This is a genomic window from Streptomyces sp. NPDC006743 (genome assembly GCF_040703815.1).
Lineage (GTDB): Bacteria > Actinomycetota > Actinomycetes > Streptomycetales > Streptomycetaceae > Streptomyces.
Genome location: NZ_JBEYJA010000046.1, coordinates 1 through 17256 on the forward strand (window position 1 = coordinate 1; position 17256 = coordinate 17256).

17 protein-coding genes are annotated in these 17256 nt (G+C 72.4%); 5 read left to right on the forward strand and 12 right to left on the reverse strand.

Annotation, left to right across the window (positions count from 1 at the left end):
- The first annotated feature begins 289 nt into the window (after positions 1-289).
- Complete coding sequence (locus tag ABZ719_RS28890) at positions 290-796, forward strand: HNH endonuclease (protein ID WP_366728112.1); 507 nt, start codon at positions 290-292, stop codon at positions 794-796.
- Between the two features lie 114 nt (positions 797-910).
- Here the strand turns inward: ABZ719_RS28890 and ABZ719_RS28895 are convergent, their stop codons facing one another.
- The 3 genes from ABZ719_RS28895 to ABZ719_RS28905 all read right to left on the reverse strand — a co-directional run bounded on the left by ABZ719_RS28895 (position 911) and on the right by ABZ719_RS28905 (position 3413).
- Positions 911-1891 (reverse strand): SPFH domain-containing protein, encoded by a 981-nt coding sequence (locus ABZ719_RS28895; RefSeq protein ID WP_366728113.1) that lies wholly within the window; start codon positions 1889-1891, stop codon positions 911-913.
- Between the two features lie 129 nt (positions 1892-2020).
- Positions 2021-2452, reverse strand: coding sequence for an NfeD family protein (locus tag ABZ719_RS28900; protein ID WP_366728114.1), 432 nt, complete (start codon positions 2450-2452; stop codon positions 2021-2023).
- Between the two features lie 163 nt (positions 2453-2615).
- Positions 2616-3413: an ABC transporter ATP-binding protein gene (locus tag ABZ719_RS28905; RefSeq protein WP_366728115.1), complete on the reverse strand. Its 798-nt coding sequence runs from the start codon at positions 3411-3413 to the stop codon at positions 2616-2618.
- A 150-nt stretch (positions 3414-3563) separates the two neighbouring features.
- Between ABZ719_RS28905 and ABZ719_RS28910 the strand changes: the two genes are divergently transcribed.
- The gene (locus ABZ719_RS28910) at positions 3564-4352 is read left to right on the forward strand and encodes a hypothetical protein (protein WP_366728116.1); all 789 of its coding nucleotides are present in this window, start codon (positions 3564-3566) and stop codon (positions 4350-4352) included.
- Between the two features lie 252 nt (positions 4353-4604).
- Here the strand turns inward: ABZ719_RS28910 and chpE are convergent, their stop codons facing one another.
- From chpE to ABZ719_RS28925, 3 genes are all read right to left on the reverse strand, one after another.
- Positions 4605-4850 carry a chaplin ChpE gene (chpE, locus tag ABZ719_RS28915; protein WP_037862057.1) on the reverse strand — a complete coding sequence of 82 codons (246 nt, stop codon included), beginning with the start codon at positions 4848-4850 and terminating at the stop codon, positions 4605-4607.
- Positions 4851-5028: 178 nt separating this feature from the next.
- On the reverse strand, positions 5029-5670 hold the full coding sequence (locus ABZ719_RS28920) for a response regulator transcription factor (RefSeq protein ID WP_366728117.1): 642 nt from the start codon (positions 5668-5670) through the stop codon (positions 5029-5031).
- Positions 5663-6808, reverse strand: coding sequence for a GAF domain-containing sensor histidine kinase (locus ABZ719_RS28925; protein ID WP_366728118.1), 1146 nt, complete (start codon positions 6806-6808; stop codon positions 5663-5665). Before ABZ719_RS28925 ends, ABZ719_RS28920 begins: the two co-directional genes overlap by 8 nt.
- A gap of 619 nt (positions 6809-7427) precedes the next feature.
- Here ABZ719_RS28925 and ABZ719_RS28930 point away from each other — a divergent pair.
- A complete protein-coding gene (locus tag ABZ719_RS28930; RefSeq protein ID WP_366728119.1) occupies positions 7428-8165 on the forward strand; it encodes a transglycosylase SLT domain-containing protein in 738 nt (245 codons plus the stop codon).
- A gap of 153 nt (positions 8166-8318) precedes the next feature.
- Here the strand turns inward: ABZ719_RS28930 and ABZ719_RS28935 are convergent, their stop codons facing one another.
- Complete coding sequence (locus ABZ719_RS28935) at positions 8319-10850, reverse strand: FHA domain-containing protein (protein ID WP_366728120.1); 2532 nt, start codon at positions 10848-10850, stop codon at positions 8319-8321.
- Positions 10851-11337: 487 nt separating this feature from the next.
- Here ABZ719_RS28935 and serB point away from each other — a divergent pair, with 487 nt between their 5' ends.
- A complete protein-coding gene (serB, locus tag ABZ719_RS28940) occupies positions 11338-12546 on the forward strand; it encodes a phosphoserine phosphatase SerB (RefSeq protein ID WP_366728121.1) in 1209 nt (402 codons plus the stop codon).
- Positions 12547-12828: 282 nt separating this feature from the next.
- On the opposite strand, the gene ABZ719_RS28945 is transcribed toward serB, so the two are convergent.
- From ABZ719_RS28945 to ABZ719_RS28960, 4 genes are all read right to left on the reverse strand, one after another.
- On the reverse strand, positions 12829-13347 hold the full coding sequence (locus tag ABZ719_RS28945; protein WP_366728122.1) for a histidine phosphatase family protein: 519 nt from the start codon (positions 13345-13347) through the stop codon (positions 12829-12831).
- 114 nt (positions 13348-13461) lie between these two features.
- Positions 13462-13668, reverse strand: a complete 207-nt coding sequence (locus ABZ719_RS28950; protein ID WP_366728123.1) for a hypothetical protein — start codon at positions 13666-13668, stop codon at positions 13462-13464.
- Positions 13669-13878: 210 nt separating this feature from the next.
- The gene (locus ABZ719_RS28955; RefSeq protein WP_366728124.1) at positions 13879-13998 is read right to left on the reverse strand and encodes an SGM_5486 family transporter-associated protein; all 120 of its coding nucleotides are present in this window, start codon (positions 13996-13998) and stop codon (positions 13879-13881) included.
- A 47-nt stretch (positions 13999-14045) separates the two neighbouring features.
- On the reverse strand, positions 14046-15395 hold the full coding sequence (locus ABZ719_RS28960; RefSeq protein WP_366728125.1) for a CynX/NimT family MFS transporter: 1350 nt from the start codon (positions 15393-15395) through the stop codon (positions 14046-14048).
- Positions 15396-15474: 79 nt separating this feature from the next.
- On the opposite strand from ABZ719_RS28960, the gene ABZ719_RS28965 reads away from it, so the two are divergent.
- Positions 15475-16167 (forward strand): FadR/GntR family transcriptional regulator, encoded by a 693-nt coding sequence (locus ABZ719_RS28965; protein WP_366728126.1) that lies wholly within the window; start codon positions 15475-15477, stop codon positions 16165-16167.
- Positions 16168-16485: 318 nt separating this feature from the next.
- On the opposite strand, the gene fabI is transcribed toward ABZ719_RS28965, so the two are convergent.
- Positions 16486-17253 (reverse strand): enoyl-ACP reductase FabI, encoded by a 768-nt coding sequence (gene fabI, locus ABZ719_RS28970; protein ID WP_037862076.1) that lies wholly within the window; start codon positions 17251-17253, stop codon positions 16486-16488.
- Between the last annotated feature and the right edge of the window lie 3 nt (positions 17254-17256).

Here is a 17256-nt window from a genome sequence, read left to right on the forward strand (position 1 = left end):
CCGGTGCGTGCGATCGCAAGGCGCCGGAAGGTCCTTGTAGCGGAGCTACCAGGGCCTTTCGGCAACGCCGCGAGCGTGCGTGCCGGGCGTCGCGACCCGGGCGCCCCTTTTGTTCGCAGCTCTGAGACGCCCGCCGCGCGTTTCCACGTTCACCGAACGTTTGCCCGCCTCTGGTCTTGGAAGTGATCGGAGGCGGGCATTTTTATTGCGTTGTCCATCCCGGCGTGCCCGTCCAGAGTTGGTCCGGGCCCGCCGGGGGGTGGGCAGGTGCACACGGGAGGTGGGCCGGATGCGGGACACGCTGGTGCTGAACGCGAGCTTCGAGCCGCTGTCGACGGTGACGCTGAACCGAGCCGTCGTGCTGGTGCTGCAGGACAAGGCCGTCGTGGAGCAGGCCCACCCCGAACTGCGCATGCGGGGAGCCGAGGTGGACATCCCGGCGCCCCGGGTGATCCGGCTGTGCCGGTACGTGCGGGTGCCGTTCCGAAGACAAGCGCCGTGGTCGAGGCGGGGTGTGCTGGTGCGGGACCGGCACCGGTGCGCGTACTGCGGGCGGCGGGCGACGACCGTGGACCACGTGGTGCCGCGCTCGCACGGCGGGCAGGACACCTGGCTGAACACGGTGGCGTCGTGCGCGGAGGACAACCACCGCAAGGCCGACCGGACTCCGGAGGAGGCGGGGATGCCGTTGCTGCGGGCGCCGTTCGAGCCGACACCGGCGGACGCGATGCTCTTCGCGCTGGGCGCGGACGAACTCGCGGCGCTGCCCGAGTGGTTGGGCCGGGAGGCCGCCTGACGTCTCGCGGCGGGAGTGTCGCCGTGCGCCGGCCGCGTGAGGTGGCCGTGGCCGGCCGTCCGGTCCCCCGCGCCCGGGGTGGGTGCGGGGAACGTCGCTCCCCTGGTGCCCCGGTCAGTCGATGAAGGGCTTCTCGCGGCGTTCCGAGGGGCTGTTCCTGCCGTCGTTCTGGGCGGGCACGGTGTTGCCTCCGCCGTTGCCGCCGCCCGAATTGCCGCCCAGGGGGCCGAAGTTGCCCATGGCGCCGGACAGGCCCTTGAGGGCGTCGCCGATCTCGCTGGGGACGATCCAGAGCTTGTTGGCGTCGCCTTCGGCGATCTTGGGGAGCATCTGGAGGTACTGGTAGGAGAGCAGCTTCTGGTCCGGGTCGCCGGCGTGGATGGCCTCGAAGACCGTGCGGACGGCCTGGGCCTCGCCCTCGGCGCGCAGCGCGGCGGCCTTGGCCTCGCCCTCGGCGCGCAGGATCTGGGACTGCTTCTCGCCCTCGGCGCGCAGGATCTCGGACTGGCGGACACCTTCGGCCTGGAGGATGGCGGCGCGCTTGTCACGGTCGGCGCGCATCTGCTTCTCCATCGAGTCCTGGATGGAGGTGGGCGGCTCGATGGCCTTCAGTTCCACGCGGTTGACGCGGATGCCCCACTTGCCGGTGGCCTCGTCGAGGACGCCGCGCAGGGCCGCGTTGATCTCCTCGCGGGAGGTGAGGGTGCGCTCCAGGTCCATGCCGCCGATGATGTTGCGCAGGGTGGTGACGGTGAGCTGCTCGATGGCCTGGATGTAACTGGCGACCTCGTAGGTGGCGGCCCGGGCGTCGGTCACCTGGTAGTAGATGACGGTGTCGATGTTGACGACCAGGTTGTCCTGGGTGATCACCGGCTGCGGGGGGAACGGCACGACCTGTTCGCGCAGGTCGATGCGGTTGCGGATGGTGTCGATGAACGGAACGACGATGTTGAGGCCCGCGTTGAGCGTGCGCGTGTAGCGGCCGAAGCGCTCCACGATGGCCGCGCTGGCCTGCGGGATGACCTGGATGGTCTTGATCAGGGCGATGAAGACCAACACCACCAGAATGATCAGGACGATGATGACCGGTTCCATCGACGGCTCCCTGTCCCCTTCTCCGCCTCGGCGCTTTCGGAAGATCTTATTGGGCTCTTGCGGCTGTTGAAGATCTTGCTGGTCGAGTCTGACAGACCGTCGTCCGCCTCGTGGGGTGTTCGGTGCAGGTCACATGACGACGGCGGTGGCTCCTTCGATGTCGACCACGTCGACTTCGGCACCCGCCTCGTAGACGCGGTCGGTGTCCAGCGCCCGGGCGGACCAGATCTCCCCGGCGAGCTTGATGCGGCCGCCGGAGCCGTCGACGCGTTCGAGGACGACGGCTTGCCGGCCTTTCAGCGCCTCGATGCCGGTGGCCAGGCGCGGGCTCTGCCTGCTGTGCCGGGCCGCGATGGGGCGTACGACGGCGATGAGGGCGACGGAGACGGCGAGGAAGACGATGACCTGGACGACGGTTCCCAGGCCGAGGCCGGCGGTGACCGCGGCGGCGACGGCGCCGACCGCGAGCATGCCGAACTCCGGCATCGCGGTCGTCACGAGCGGGATTCCGAGCGCGGCCGCGCCGACGAGCCACCACACCCATGCGTCGATGTCGTTCACATGGTCATGGTAGGTCCGCGGGTCGGGTGGCGGACAGGGCGCACGGGGGGCGGCTCAGGGCGGGGGCCCGGCGAATGGGCGGCAACCGGGGCCGGGGCGGCGGTGGTTGGGGGGCGGGGGCGCGAACTCCGGGGCTCGAGTCGGGGGTTGGTGCGGGCGGGGGTCAGGTCAGCGGGAGGCCCTGGGCGGTCCAGCGGTCGCCGACCTGCTCGACGACGAGCGGGAGTCCGAAGCAGCGGGAGAGGTTGCGGGAGGTCAGCTCCAGCTCCAGGGGTCCCGCGGCGAGCACCTTGCCCTGGTTGATCATCAGGACGTGGGTGAAGCCGGGCGCGATCTCCTCGACATGGTGGGTGACCATGATCATGGAGGGGGCGATCGGGTCGCGGGCGAGCCGGCCGAGGCGGCGGACGAGGTCCTCGCGGCCGCCGAGGTCGAGGCCGGCGGCGGGCTCGTCCAGGAGCAGCAGTTCGGGGTCGGTCATGAGGGCACGGGCGATGAGGGTGCGCTTGCGCTCGCCCTCGGAGAGGGTGCCGAAGCGGCGGTCGAGGTACTCGGTCATGCCGAGGCGGTCGAGGAAGGCGCGGGCGCGCTGCTCGTCGACGTCCTCGTACTCCTCCTGCCAGCCGGCGGTCATGCCGTACGCGGCGGTCAGCACGGTCTGCAGGACGGTCTGGCGCTTGGGGAGCTTCTCGGCCATGGCGATGCCCGCCATGCCGATGCGGGGGCGCAGTTCGAAGACGTCGGTGCCGGGCCTGCCGAGGGTCTCGCCGAGGATGGTGGCGGTGCCCTTGCTGGGGTAGAGGTAGCTGGAGGCGACGTTGAGGAGGGTGGTCTTGCCGGCGCCGTTCGGGCCGAGGATGACCCAGCGCTCGCCCTCCTTGACCGACCAGGAGACCTGGTCCACCAGAGCCCGGCCCTCGCGGACCACGGATACGTCCTGAAGCTCCAGAACATCGCTCATGAGCGCGTTGTCTCCCCTTGCAGTGTGCCGCCGGTCTCGGCTGGCGTACGCCTGTGGCTCGGTCCGCCGCGCCGGTGGGCGCAGCCCCCACCGAATCTACGCCACCGGCCGGGCGGGCTGTTCCATCGGTCCGGTCCTTATGGTGGACGCATGCTCTCGGAACCGCGTTCTGGACGCCTCGCAGCTTGGGGAAATGCCCTTCTTGCCGGACTTGTCTCTCCGGACGACGCCGTGCTCGCCGTGGTGGGCGAGGACGCCGTCCACCGGGTGGCGGGGCTGCCCGGCGAGGCGGGGCCGGTCGGGCTCACACTCGCGCTGGGGCGGCTGCGCTCCCTGGGGGCGGGTGCCCTGCGGGTGGCGCTGCCGGCGCCGGGGCATCCGCTGGGGCTGAGCGGTCCGCCGGAGTTCAACGCGCGGGCGCTGGACGCCGGGGAGGCGGTCATCTGTCACGGGGCCGCGTTCGGGCTGGTGCCGGAGGTGCACGAGGCCGGGCCCGCGGGTGATGTGCACGCCGAGGTGGTGTGGCACGTGCTGCCGGTACGGGAGGCGCCTCCCGCGGACGTGCCGTCGCTGGGCGAGGCCGAGCGGGAGCTGGCCGAGGCGCTGCGGGAGGCGACGGAGGTGCTGTCGCGGCTGGACGTGGCCGCGTCGGGGCCGGTGGCGGAGGCGGCGATCGACGCGTACCGGGCGCGGGCCGAGCGCGGCAGGGAGGTGCTGGCGCCGGGGTATCCGCCGCGGGCGGTGCGGGTGCTCGAGCTGGCGCAGCGGGTGGGGCTGCTGGTCTCGCTGGCGTACGGGAACGGGCACGGGGGCGCGGTGAGCGCGTCCGAGATGGCCGCGCGGGGGGCCGCGCTGCGGCCGGTGGAGCGGACGACCCGGCGGGCGCAGGTGGCTGCGTACAACTCCGTGGTGGAGGAGCGGGAGAAGGGGGTGCGGTGAGGGGCGGCGGCGGTCTGTTCCCGCGCGGGTGCGGGCTCGGGGGCTGTGCCGTGCTCCTCCCGGGCCTCACGGCGGGGGTGGGCGCTCTCGTCCTCGAACGCCGGACGGGCTGACCGCGCCGGTCTGTGGGGCATTCGCCGGCCACTCCGCCCTTTTCTGCCTCTCCGGCCCTGCCACAGAGCGCCCGGAACACCGACCGGCCTCCCGGGGCGGACCCGGGAGGCCGTGGGCATCAGTGGTGACGCGCCGGTCTCAGTGGTTGAGGCCGAGGTTGCCGAAGGCCGGGTTCAGCACGCCGATGACGTTGACGCTGTTGCCGACGGCGTTGACCGGGATGTGGATCGGGGCCTGGATGACGTTGCCCGAGACGACGCCCGGGGAGGCCTTGGCCGCACCGGCGGCCGCGGCGCCGTCATGGGCGGAGGCCATTCCGGCACCGGCGGCCACGAGCCCGCCGGCCACCATCGTCACAGCCGCTGCCTTCTTCAGGTTCTTCACGCTTGAGTCCTCCTGGTGATCGCCACGGCAGTCGCCGCGGCACGCACTGGAGAACGGCCGGGGGCCGCGGAGGTTGCGCCATCCGGGGGACATTCCCACGACGGTATGAATCTCAGTCCGGAAGGGAACGCTCCGTATTGCCGGGCGGGGTGGCTCAGGGGTGCGCCGAGAGGGCGTTTCAGCCGGTCACGCCATGGCGTACGGCCCACAGCGCGGCCTGGGTGCGGTCCGCCAGGTCGAGCTTCATCAGGATGTTCGACACGTGGGTCTTGACGGTCTTCTCGGACAGGACGAGGGCGCGGGCGATCTCCCGGTTGGAGCGGCCGTCCGCTATCAGGCCCAGCACCTCCCGCTCCCGGTCGGTGAGGGAGGTCCCGCGGCCCTGGCCGGAGTGGGTCTCCTCCTGCGACAGCAGGGCACCGGCGACCTCCGGCTGGAGCAGGATGTGGCCGGCGTGCACCGAGCGGATGGCACCGGCGAGCGCGTCGGGGTCCACGTCCTTGTAGACGTACCCGGCGGCACCCGCGCGCAGGGCCGGGACCACCGTGCGCTGCTCGGTGAAGCTGGTGACGATGAGCACGCGCGCGGGGTTGCCGAGTTCGCGCAGCCGGCGCAGCGCCTCGACGCCGTCCATCACGGGCATCTTGACGTCCATGAGGACCACGTCGGGTCTCAGTTCCTCGGCCCGGTCGACGCCCTCGGCGCCGTCCGCCGCCTCGCCGACGACCTCGATGTCGTCCTGCACCTCCAGGAAGGTGCGCAGGCCCCGGCGGACCACTTGGTGGTCGTCGACGACCAGCACCTTGATTGCGTCAGCCACCGGGGGCCTCCATCTCGATCGTGGTGCCCTTGCCGGGCGCCGATTCCACGGTCAGCGTGCCGCCGGCGCCGTCGGCCCGGTCCCGCATGGAGACCAGCCCGAGGTGGCGGCCCGCGCGGCGCACCGTCCTCGGGTCGAAGCCCCTGCCGTCGTCCGTGACGCGCAGGACGGCGCCGTTGCCGCGGCGGTCGAGGGTGACGTCGACGTGTCCGGCTCCGGAGTGCCGCAGCGCGTTGTGCAGGGCCTCCTGGGCGACGCGCAGCATGGCCTCCTCCTGGGCGGCGGGCAGCGCGCGGAAGCCGCGGGCGGTGAAGGTGACGCGCGCGCTGTGGGCGCGGTCCAGGACCTGGACCTGGGTACGCAGGGTGGCGACCAGTCCGTCCTCGTCGAGGGCCGCCGGGCGCAGCTCGACGACGGCGGCCCGCAGTTCGTCGGCGGCCTCCGCGGCGAGCAGGGCCACCTGCTGCAGCTCGTCCTTGGCGCGGACCGGGTCGCGGTCGACCAGGGCGGCGGCGGCCTGGGCGGTCAGGCGCAGCGAGAACAGTTTCTGGCTGACCGCGTCGTGCAGTTCGTGGGCGAGGCGGGAGCGTTCCTCGGCGATGGTCAGTTCGCGGCTGCGCTCGTAGAGGCGGGCGTTGGTCAGGGCGATGGCGGCGTGCTGGGCGAGGATGGCGAGCAGTTCCTCGTCCTCCTCGGTGAAGCCGCAGCCGCCCTCCGGTCCGGGGCAGCGTTTGTTGGCCAGGAACAGGGCCCCGATGACCTCGTCGCCGTCCCGGACGGGCAGCCCGAGGAAGTCGGACATCTCCGGGTGGGCGGCCGGCCAGCCCTCGAAGCGGGGGTCCTTGCGCACGTCGGCCAGGCGCTCGGCGCGCGCCTCGTGGAGCATCGCGGCGAGGATGCCGTGCTGGCGCGGGAGCGGGCCGATGGCGCGCCACTGTTCCTCGCTGACACCGTCGACCACGAACTGGGCGAAGCCGCCGTGGTCGTCGGGGACGCCGAGCGCGGCGTACTGCGCGTCGAGCAGCTCACGGGCGGAGGCGACGATCGTCTTGAGGACGTCGCGCACCTCCAGGTGCCTGCTCATGGCCAGCAGCGCGGAACTCACCGCGGCGAGGCCGGACCGGGGGCCTTGACTCATGTCGCTCACGGTACCGGCGGGGTGCGACAGCGGGATCGGACCTGTGGAGGCCCTTCCTGGGCCGCGGGTCCTAGGTCCGGGCCGCGGGTCGTAGGTCTGGGGGCGGGTCCCGGCGGGGCCAGGGGAAGGGGAAGGACGACGGTCCCGGCCGGCTCGGGGCGGGGCGGCAGAGGAAGGGGGCGGCGCCGGGCGGGCGGCGGTCCCCCGCGGTCATGAGGAGGCGCAGGGCGGGCACCCCCTTGGGCAGGAGGGCGGCGACGCGTACCTCCTCCTTCCGGAGGAGAGCCCTCACACAGTGCGTTGCGATGGCAACCAAACGTGAGGAAGCCGCTCCGCCGATGTGAGGACGCGCATAGGGCGCACATCACGTACGAAGGGGCATAGGAGAGACCACTCCCCTGGTGAACGGGACAGACATCCCTGTCTGTCCCGTTTTGTCGGTTCCTGATCCACTACGTGGCTTCGTACGTCACACCTTTGCCCTCGGATTTTGCGGCCGCTAAGAATTGCTCTCGTCGCTCAACGCCGCGGGTTTCCGCCCACGGCGTTCGTGTGGGAAGGACCCCCTCCCGCAGTCCGGAGAGCGACCTCCGCGCTACTCGAAGAGGTCCATTTCGCCATGCCCGCAAACTTCCGTCTGCTCCGCCATAGTCGTGCCCTGACCCGCACCCACAAGGCCGCCGTCGCCGGTGCCGCCACCCTCGGCGCCGCCGCCCTCGCCTTCACCGCCGCCCCCGGCGGTGCCCACACCACGACGTCCGCCGACGCCGTCGCGGCCCCGGTGCAGTTCGGCTCGCAGCCGGTCAAGGACGTCAAGGCCGACGTCACCGACCAGCTCGCCGGCGGCAGCGTCAAGATCCAGGCCATCGAGGCCAAGAAGCAGGCCGCGGCCAAGCACAAGGCCCAGGCCGCCGCCGCGCACAGGGCGGAAGCCGCCGCCCGGCACAAGGCCGAGGCCGCCCGTCAGGCCGGCAAGGCCGCCTCGCGCTCCGCCGCGCGCCCGCACATGCAGACGGTCGCCGCCGCCACCAGCTACGGCAACAACCTCGACGGCTGGATCCGGCAGTCGCTGGCGATCATGAGGCAGCACAACATCCCCGGCTCCTACAGCGGCCTGCACCGCAACATCATGCGGGAGTCCTCGGGCAACCCGATGGCCATGAACGGCTGGGACATCAACGCCCGCAACGGCATCCCCTCCAAGGGCCTGCTGCAGGTCATCCAGCCGACCTTCAACGCGTACCACGTGCCCGGCACCTCGGCGAACATCTACGACCCGGTCGCCAACATCACCGCCGCGGCCAACTACGCGGCCCACCGCTACGGCTCGATCGACAACGTCAACAGCGCGTACTGACCCCCGGGGGTCGGCGCGGACCTCTGACGGCGGACGCGGAAGGGCGGCACCCGGTGTGGGGTGCCGCCCTTCGCCGCTCTCCGGCCGCTCGCCGCGCGGTCCGTTTCCCCCGCCCACGTGGCACGGCCGGCGTCACGCGGCGCGCGGTGCGCGTCACTTGCGCATGACCTCGGGTTCGTGCCGGCGCAGGAAGCGCGCCACCAGGAAGCCGCAGACGACGCCGAGGGCGATCAGCGCGGCCATGTCGAGGCTCCAGGCCGAGACCGTGTGGTCCCACAGCGGGTCGGTGCTGGTCGGGTCGTCCTTGTTGGGGGCGATGTTGTTGAAGTCCAGCGTGGCGCCGGCCCCGGCCACCGCCCAGCGAGACGGCATCAGGTACGAGAACTCGTTGACGCCGAGCGTGCCGTGCAGCGTGAACAGGCATCCGGTGAAGACGACCTGGATGATCGCGAACATCACCAGCAGCGGCATGGTCTTCTCGGCGGTCTTCACCAGCGAGGAGATCACCAGGCCGAACATCATCGAGGTGAAGCCCAGCGCCATGATCGGCAGGCACAGCTCGAACAGCGTCGCGTTGCCGAGGATCAGGCCCTCGCCGGGGATCTCGCGGCTGGAGAAGCCGATCAGGCCCACCAGCAGGCCCTGCAGCACGGTGATCACACCGAGCACCACGACCTTGGACATCAGGTACGCCGACCGGGACAGACCGGTGGCGCGCTCCCGCTCGTAGATCACCCGTTCCTTGATCAGCTCGCGGACGGAGTTCGCCGCGCCCGCGAAGCAGGCGCCGACCGCCAGGATCAGCAGGACGGTGGTCGCCGTGCCGTTCGGGGTCGGCAGGTGGGTCCTGGAGTTGACCGGGTTGACCAGCAGACCCTTGTCGTGGTCGATGAGCAGGCTGACCGCGCCGAGCACCGCCGGGAGGATCACCGTCAGCGCGAGGAAACCCCTGTCGGAGGCGATGACGGACACGTACCGCCGGATCAGGGTCAGCAGCTGCGAGCCCCAGCCCTGCGGCTTGGGCGGCTTGATGGCCTGCGGCGGCGGCATGCTCACCGCCTGCGGGGCGACCGCGTCGATGTCCGCGGCGTACAGCTGGTAGTGCTGCGAGCCCTTCCAGCGGCCCGCCCAGTCGTAGTCGCGGTAGTTCTCGAAGGCGGAGAAGACGTCGGCCCAGCTGGCGTAGCCGAAGAAGTTCAGCGCCTCCTCGGGCGGGCCGAAGTAGGCGACGCTGCCGCCCGGCGCCATCACCAGGAGCTTGTCGCAGATCCCCAGCTCGGCCACCGAGTGGGTGACCACCAGGACGGTGCGGCCGTCGTCGGCCAGGCCGCGCAGCAGCGTCATCACATCGCGGTCCATGCCCGGGTCGAGGCCGGAGGTCGGCTCGTCCAGGAAGATCAGCGACGGCTTGGTGAGCAGCTCCAGGGCGACCGAGACGCGCTTGCGCTGGCCCCCGGAGAGCGAGGTGACCTTCTTGTCCTTGTGGATGTCGAGCTTCAGCTCGCGCAGCACCTCGTCGATGCGGGCGTCGCGCTCGGCGCCCGTGGTGTCGGAGGGGAAGCGCAGCTTGGCCGCGTACTTCAGGGCCTTCTTGACGGTCAGCTCCTTGTGCAGGATGTCGTCCTGCGGGACCAGACCGATGCGCTGACGCAGCTCGGCGAACTGCTTGTACAGGTTCCGGTTGTCGTAGAGGACCTCGCCCTGGTCGGCCGGGCGGTAGCCGGTGAGCGCCTTGAGCAGGGTGGACTTGCCGGAACCGGACGGGCCGATGACCGCGATCAGCGACTTCTCCGGGACGCCGAAGGAGACGTCCTTGAGGATCTGCTTGCCGCCGTCGACCGTGACGGTCAGGTGCCGGGCGGAGAAGGACACCTCACCGGTGTCGACGAACTCCTCCAGGCGGTCGCCGACGATCCGGAACGTCGAGTGGCCGACGCCGACGATGTCGGCGGGACCGAGCGTGGCCGAGCCGCCCTTGGTGATCGGCTGGCCGTTGACGTAGGTGCCGTTGTGCGAGCCCAGGTCGCGGATCTCCATGCGGCCGTCGGGCATGGAGTGGAACTCGGCGTGGTTGCGGGAGACCTGGAGGTCGGAGACGACCAGGTCGTTCTCCAGGGCGCGGCCGATGCGCATCACGCGGCCCAGGGAGAACTGGTGGAACGTGGTCGGGCTGCGGTCGCCGTGCGCCGGCGGCGCCCCCGCGCCACCACCGGGGCCCTGCTGCTGCGGGACGGAGGGCGCCTGCTGGGCCTGCGGCTGCTGGTGCAGGCCAGCCTGCGGGTCGCCCGGCACGGCGGGCTGCGGCGCCCGCTGATCGCCCCAGCCGGCCCCCGCGCCCTGGGCGGCGTAGGGCTGGTGCTGCGGCTGGGCCTGCGGTGTCGCGACGGCCGCGGCGGCGGCCGCGAGGTTCAGGCACGGGCCGTCGGTGGCGTTGCCGAGGTGAACGGCCGAGCCCGGGCCGATCTCCACCTGCTGGATCCGCTGCCCCCGCAGGAACGTGCCGTTGGTGCTGCCGTGGTCCTCGATCACCCAACTGCGGCCGTTGTGGCTGACCGTGGCGTGGCGCCAGGAGACCCTGGCGTCGTCGAATGCGATGTCACCCTGCGGATCACGGCCGAGGGTGTAGGCCCTGGACGGATCGAGCGTCCAGGTCCGTCCATTGGTTTCCAGTACGAGTTCCGGCACTCCAAGCCCCACTGAGTTGTCCCCCGAATTGCCCCCGTAGTGCGGGGAGTCTAGGGATGTCGAACATCGTGGGGAACTATTCCAGGCTCCGGCCTCTGACCGAAAGCCGGGCCTTGTCATGAGTGCGTAACGCGCACCCCCGGCGGACGGTGCGCAGGGGGTCGAAACCCGGCCGGAGAGTGGTATTCCGGCCCGAGGAGGACACACGGCGGGCCCTCACGGCGGCGGCACGCGGTGCCGTGGGCGCGGTCACCGCGTTCCGCGCCGCCTGCGGGGCCGACCGGGAGGGACGTCGAGGCGCGCCCCGCCGTCGAGATCGCGCCAGCGGCGCCGGGCGCGGCCGGGGGGACGGCCGGAGGCGGCGGAGCCCGGCCGGGACGGGCCGTCCAGGTGCCCGTCGGCCACCTGGACGTCACCGGCTGTTCGCTGTCCGCCAGGCGGACCTGGGGGGCGCGAGGCACTGGGTGCCGGATACGGTGGAATCACCATGAGCGCTTCGCAGAGTTCCGACGACCTCACCCTTCTCGTCAAGATCTTCGGGAAGGACAGGCCGGGCATCACGGCCGGTCTCTTCGACACCCTCGCGGCCTACTCCGTCGACGTGGTCGACATCGAGCAGGTCGTCACCCGTGGCCGGATGGTGCTGTGCGCGCTCGTCACCCAGCCGTCCCCCGGTCTGGAGGGCGACCTGCGCGCCACGGTGCACAGCTGGGCCGAGTCGATGAGGATGCAGGCGGAGATCATCTCGGGCCGGGGCGACAACCGGCCGCGCGGCCTCGGACGCTCCCTGGTCACCGTGCTCGGCCATCCGCTCACCGCCGAGGCCACCGCCCAGATCGCGGCGCGGATCACCAAGGCCGGCGGGAACATCGACCGGATCTTCCGGCTCGCCAAGTACCCGGTCACGGCCGTGGAGTTCGCCGTGTCCGGGGTGGAGACCGAACCGCTGCGCACCGCGCTGGCGACGGACGCGGCGGCCCTCGGGGTCGACGTGGCGGTCGTCGCGGCGGGACTGCACCGCCGGGCGCAGCGCCTGGTCGTCATGGACGTGGACTCGACGCTCATCCAGGACGAGGTGATCGAGCTGTTCGCCGCGCACGCGGGGTGCGAGGACAAGGTCGCCGAGGTGACGGCGGCCGCGATGCGCGGGGAGCTGGACTTCGAGCAGTCGCTGCACGCCCGGGTGGCGCTCCTGGCGGGGCTGGACGCCTCGGTGGTGGACAAGGTGCGCAGCGAGGTGCGGCTCACGCCGGGCGCGCGGACCCTGATCCGTACGCTGAAGCGGCTCGGTTACCAGGTCGGTGTGGTCTCGGGTGGGTTCACCCAGGTCACGGACGATCTGAAGGACCGGCTCGGACTGGACTTCGCGCAGGCCAACACGCTGGAGATAGTCGACGGGAAGCTGACGGGCCGGGTCACGGGCGAGATCGTCGACCGGGCCGGCAAGGCACGGCTGCTGCGCAGGTTCGCCGCCGAGGCGGGCGTTCCGCTGGCGCAGACCGTGGCGATCGGCGACGGTGCGAACGATCTGGACATGCTGAACGCGGCGGGTCTCGGCGTCGCCTTCAACGCCAAGCCGGTGGTCCGCGAAGCCGCGCACACGGCGGTGAACGTGCCCTTCCTCGACACCGTCCTCTACCTGCTCGGTGTCACCCGCGAAGAGGTCGAGGCGGCGGACGCCCACGAGGAGCGCTGAGGAGCTGCACGCCTACGCCGTGTGACACCTGCGCCGGGCGTCGGCGGCCGGCGCACCTGCGCCCGTGTCTGCCGACGGCCTGAGCACTCCGCCGTCCGCCGAGTGCCTGCGCGCCCCGTACGCGGAGGGTCTGAGCACCCCGGCCGCCCGCCGACGGCCTGCCGCACCTCCGCCGTGCGATGCGGGGCTGCGCGCGCCCGCCGGGGCCGCGCCGAGGGCTTGCTCCAGCCCCCGGCCGCCGCGCCCCGGCCCGGGCCTGAGCCCGGGCCCGGAGGCGGTCGCTCACTCCGAGGGGGCCCAGTAGTCGACCAGCGTGGCCACGCCCGGCTCCAGGGTCTTCCAGGAGCCGTCGAAGGAGAGGACGGCGAACGCCGCGGCCGGGAAGCCGCGGCGGCTCAGCCGCTCGCGGGCGTCGCCCTCGGCCGCGCCGGACAGCACCTCGGTCAGTCCCTGGATGCCCGGGTTGTGGCCGATCAGGACGGCGTTGCGCACGTCGTCGGGCGTCTCGTTGAGCACGGCGATCAGTTCACCCGGCGAGGCGTCGTAGATCCGCTCCTCGTAGACGGTTTTCGGCCGCTCCGGCAGCTCGTGGACGGCGAGCTTCCAGGTCTCACGGGTGCGCACGGCGGTCGAGCACAGGGCCAGGTCGAACACGGCACCGGCGTCGGCGAACTTGCGGCCGGCCACCGCCGCGTCCTTGCGGCCCCGCTCGGCCAGCGGCCGCTCGTGATCGGTCACCTGTGGCCAGTCGGCTTTCGCATGCCGGAAGAGGACAATCCTGCGGGGTTCTGCGACGCTCATGGAATCCAGCTTCGCATGAAACAGGCCATGGGGCGCAGGGAGTTGACAGGCGTGCCCCATGCGTGGCGGGTCCGGCACGGAGCGGGACCGGCGGCCGCGGGCAGGGCCGCCGGCTCAGCGGCCGAGCAGTTCCTGGGCGCGCTGCAGGAGCTGGGTGATCGCGGGGTCGCCGGTGGCCGCGTGGGCGTCCGACGGGTTGAGTATCAGGGCGAGCAGGGCGACGAAGGCGAGCGCCGGCAGGGCCAGGGCCCACCACGGCAACCGGATGTCCACGCCGCCCGTGGTCGCCGGGCGGGTCCGGGGGTGCGTACGGACCGGCATGCTCGCCTCCGCTGGTCTGCGAGATCTTCACGGGCCGCCTGTCCGCGGCCACATCTCGAAGGTACGGAACCGGCGGGCCGGGGCCTATCCGGTGATCCACCCACTCGACCCTGACCTGTACCCCCTAGGGGACGGGGGGACAGCCCTACCCCGCGGCCCGTACGGAGGCGCGCGGGGCAGGCGGGGTGGCGGGGGCCGGCGAGGGGCGGGTCAGGGCGAGACCACGGTCGCGACGATGGCGATGATCAGGAAGATGGCGAAGAAGGAGCCGAAGATCAGCAGCATCTTCTTCTGGCTGTTCTTCGGGTTGGGGTCGAGCACAGGCTGCATGGCCCCAGTTTCGCACCCGCTCCCCGCGCGCGGGCGCCGGGGGCGTCTCAGCGCGCCGCCTCCTCCTCCACGGTGCGGTCGCGGCCGGCCACCCAGCCCACCACCATCTGCGGGACCATGAGCGCGCACATGAGCGCGATGGGCAGGCCCCAGCCGCCGCTGCTCTGGTTCAGGACGCCGACCAGCAGCGGCCCCGGGATGGAGATCAGGTAGCCGGTGCTCTGGGCGAAGGCCGACAGCTGGGCCACGCCCGCGCCGGTCCGGGCCCGCATGCCGACCATGGTCAGGGCGAGCGGGAAGGCGCAGTTCGAGACGCCGAGCAGTACCGCCCAGGCCCAGGCCCCGCCGGCCGGTGCCAGGTACAGGCCGGCGTACCCGGCGAGGCCGCAGACACCGAGCGCGAGGACGATGGGACCCTGGTGGGGCAGCCGGGTGGCCAGGCGCGGGATGACGAAGGCCAGCGGTACGCCCATCACCATGGTGACGGCGAGCAGCAGTCCGGCGGTGCCGGCGGAGACTCCCGCGTCGCGGAAGATCTGCGCCATCCAGCCCATGGTGATGTAGGCGGCGGTGGCCTGGAGTCCGAAGAAGACGGCGAGCGCCCAGGCGGTACGGCTGCGGGTGATCCGCAGGGCCGGCGCCTCCCCGCCGGCGGACGTCCCGCGGGCCGGTGCCTGCCGTGCGGCGCCGGGGGCGGCGGGTGCCGCACCCCGGTCGCGGACCAGCGGCAGCCACGGCAGGACGGCGGCCAGGGCGAGCACCGCCCACACGGCCAGGCCGGGCTGCCAGTCGCCGCCCAGGGCGTTGGTCAGCGGCACGGTCGCGGCGGCGGCGGACGAGGTGCCGAGGGCGAGCGCCATCGAGTACAGGCCGGTCATGGAACCGACCCGGTCGGGGAACCAGCGCTTGACGATGACCGGCATCAGGACGTTGCTGACGGCGATGCCCATGAGGGCGAGCGCGCTGGCGGCCAGGAACCCGGCGGTGCCGCCGGCGTAGGGCCGCACGAGCAGTCCGGCACCGATGGCGGCCATGCCCGCGCAGACCACGGCGGCGGGGCCGAAGCGGCGGGCGAGCCGCGGTGCCATGACGCCGAAGACGGCGAAGCAGAGCGGGGGCACGGAGGTGAGCACTCCGGCCACGCTGCCGCTCATCCCGAGTCCGTCGCGGACCTCTTCGAGGAGGGCGCCGAGGCTGGTGATGGCGGGCCGCAGGTTCAGCGCGGACAGCACGATGCCGATGACCACCAGGCGGGTCGCCCACGCGCGCGTGGCGGGTTTCCCGGGTGCGGGGTCCGCCCCGGGGGCCCGGGGGGCGGCGGTCGCGGCCGGGGTCTGGTGCTCGGTCGGTGACGTCGTCGTCCGGGTTGTTTCCTCGCGTGCCATGAGGCCCATCATAGAATGATGGGATGATTGAGTGTCCAGTCCGTCCAGGGCCCGGGATCCCGCTCCCCGGTCCCGCTCGCGAAGGTGTGCCATGCCTTTGAGTCATCAGCGCCGCTCGGCCCTGTCCGAGCAGGTCATCGCCGCGCTGCGGAGCCAGATCTCCTCGGGCGAGTGGCCGGTCGGCTCCCGCATCCCGACCGAGCCCGAGCTGGTGGAGCAGCTCGGCGTCGCCCGCAACACCGTCCGCGAGGCGGTCCGCGCGCTCGCCCACAACGGTCTGCTGGACATCCGCCAGGGGTCCGGCACGTACGTGGTGGCCACCAGTGAGCTGGCGGGTGTGATGCAGCGCCGGTTCGCCGACGCGGATCCGCGGCACGTCGCCGAGCTGCGTTCCACGCTGGAGTCGGCCGCGGCGAAGCTGGCGGCGACGCGGCGCGGCGAGAAGGACCTCAAGCAGCTCGACGCGCTGCTCGTGCGGCGGGAGGAGGCCTGGGAGAGCGGGGACGCGGAGGCGTTCGTCACGGCGGACGCCACCTTCCACCTGGCGGTGGTGGCCGCCTCGCACAACGACGTCATGACGGCGATGTACGCGGACCTGGGCGAGGTCATGCGGGACTGGCTGCGCGCGGACGTGGGCGCGGAGCTGACCGACCGGGCGCACATGGACCACACCCGGCTGGTCGACGCGATCCGGGTGGGCGACGCGGAGGCCGCCGCCGCGGAGGCGGCGAGCTATCCGTTCCAGTGCAGTCAGGCCCGGCTCGGTACACCCGGGCGGGCGTGAGCCGAGCCCGGGACGCCGCTGGGGCGCACGGCACCGGACGGCTCGGGCGCCGCGGCGCCGCTCCGCGCGCACGCGTGCGCCTGGAGGCAGGTCCGTAACCGGCCAGGGCGTGCCGGGTCCGCGCGCGTGGGAGACGTCCGCGTACGACTCCGGGCGGTACGGCGCGGTGGTGCCGTGCGCCCCGGAGCCCGCGGACCGGATGGCGCCACCGGGCGCCCCGGCCGGCCGGGTTCCGGGGCACGGGCCGGGTGAAGCCCGCGGGGCCCGCACCCCGGAGGATGCGGGCCCCGCGGGCTCATGCCGTGGCGGCGGCGGTGCTCACGCGCCGATGGCGTGCAGACCGCCGTCCACGTGGATGATCTCGCCGGTGGTCTTGGGGAACCAGTCGCTCAGCAGCGCGACGATGCCGCGGCCGGCCGGCTCGGGGTCCTTGAGGTCCCACTCCAGCGGGGAGCGGCTGTCCCACACGGAGGCCAGGTCGCTGAAGCCCGGGATGGACTTGGCGGCCATGGAGCCGAGCGGGCCCGCGGAGACGAGGTTGCAGCGGATGTTCTGCTTGCCCAGGTCGCGCGCCATGTAGCGGCTGGTGGCCTCCAGGGCGGCCTTGGCCGGGCCCATCCAGTCGTACTGCGGCCAGGCGTACTGCGCGTCGAAGGTGAGGCCGACGACCGAGCCGCCGTTCTGCATCAGCGGCAGGCAGGCCATGGTCAGCGACTTCAGGGAGAACGCCGAGACGTGCATGGCGGTGGCCACGGACTCGAACGGCGTGTTGAGGAAGTTGCCGCCGAGCGCGTCCTGCGGGGCGAAACCGATGGAGTGCACGACGCCGTCGAGGCCGCCCAGTTCCTCGCCCACGAGGTCCGCGAGCCGGGCGAGGTGCTCGTCGTTGGTGACGTCCAGCTCGATGACCTTGGCGGGCTTCGGCAGCTTCCGGGCGATGCGCTCGGTCAGCGTGGGCCGCGGGAACGCGGTCAGGATGACCTCGGCGCCCTGCTCCTGGGCCAGCTTGGCGGCGTGGAAGGCGATGGACGCCTCCGTCAGCACACCGGTGATCAGGACGCGCTTGCCCTCGAGGATTCCGCTCATGGT

Bases quoted from the DNA above. Each gene is read 5' to 3' on its own strand.
- ABZ719_RS28890 (WP_366728112.1), top strand. From the start codon at position 290: ATGCGGGACACGCTGGTGCTGAACGCGAGCTTCGAGCCGCTGTCGACG.
- ABZ719_RS28895 (WP_366728113.1), bottom strand. From the start codon at position 1,891: ATGGAACCGGTCATCATCGTCCTGATCATTCTGGTGGTGTTGGTCTTC.
- ABZ719_RS28905 (WP_366728115.1), bottom strand. From the start codon at position 3,413: ATGAGCGATGTTCTGGAGCTTCAGGACGTATCCGTGGTCCGCGAGGGC.
- ABZ719_RS28910 (WP_366728116.1), top strand. From the start codon at position 3,564: ATGCTCTCGGAACCGCGTTCTGGACGCCTCGCAGCTTGGGGAAATGCC.
- ABZ719_RS28925 (WP_366728118.1), bottom strand. From the start codon at position 6,808: ATGAGTCAAGGCCCCCGGTCCGGCCTCGCCGCGGTGAGTTCCGCGCTG.
- ABZ719_RS28930 (WP_366728119.1), top strand. From the start codon at position 7,428: ATGCCCGCAAACTTCCGTCTGCTCCGCCATAGTCGTGCCCTGACCCGC.
- serB (WP_366728121.1), top strand. From the start codon at position 11,338: ATGAGCGCTTCGCAGAGTTCCGACGACCTCACCCTTCTCGTCAAGATC.
- ABZ719_RS28945 (WP_366728122.1), bottom strand. From the start codon at position 13,347: ATGAGCGTCGCAGAACCCCGCAGGATTGTCCTCTTCCGGCATGCGAAA.
- ABZ719_RS28950 (WP_366728123.1), bottom strand. From the start codon at position 13,668: ATGCCGGTCCGTACGCACCCCCGGACCCGCCCGGCGACCACGGGCGGC.
- ABZ719_RS28955 (WP_366728124.1), bottom strand. From the start codon at position 13,998: ATGCAGCCTGTGCTCGACCCCAACCCGAAGAACAGCCAGAAGAAGATG.
- ABZ719_RS28960 (WP_366728125.1), bottom strand. From the start codon at position 15,395: ATGATGGGCCTCATGGCACGCGAGGAAACAACCCGGACGACGACGTCA.
- ABZ719_RS28965 (WP_366728126.1), top strand. From the start codon at position 15,475: ATGCCTTTGAGTCATCAGCGCCGCTCGGCCCTGTCCGAGCAGGTCATC.
- fabI (WP_037862076.1), bottom strand. From the start codon at position 17,253: ATGAGCGGAATCCTCGAGGGCAAGCGCGTCCTGATCACCGGTGTGCTG.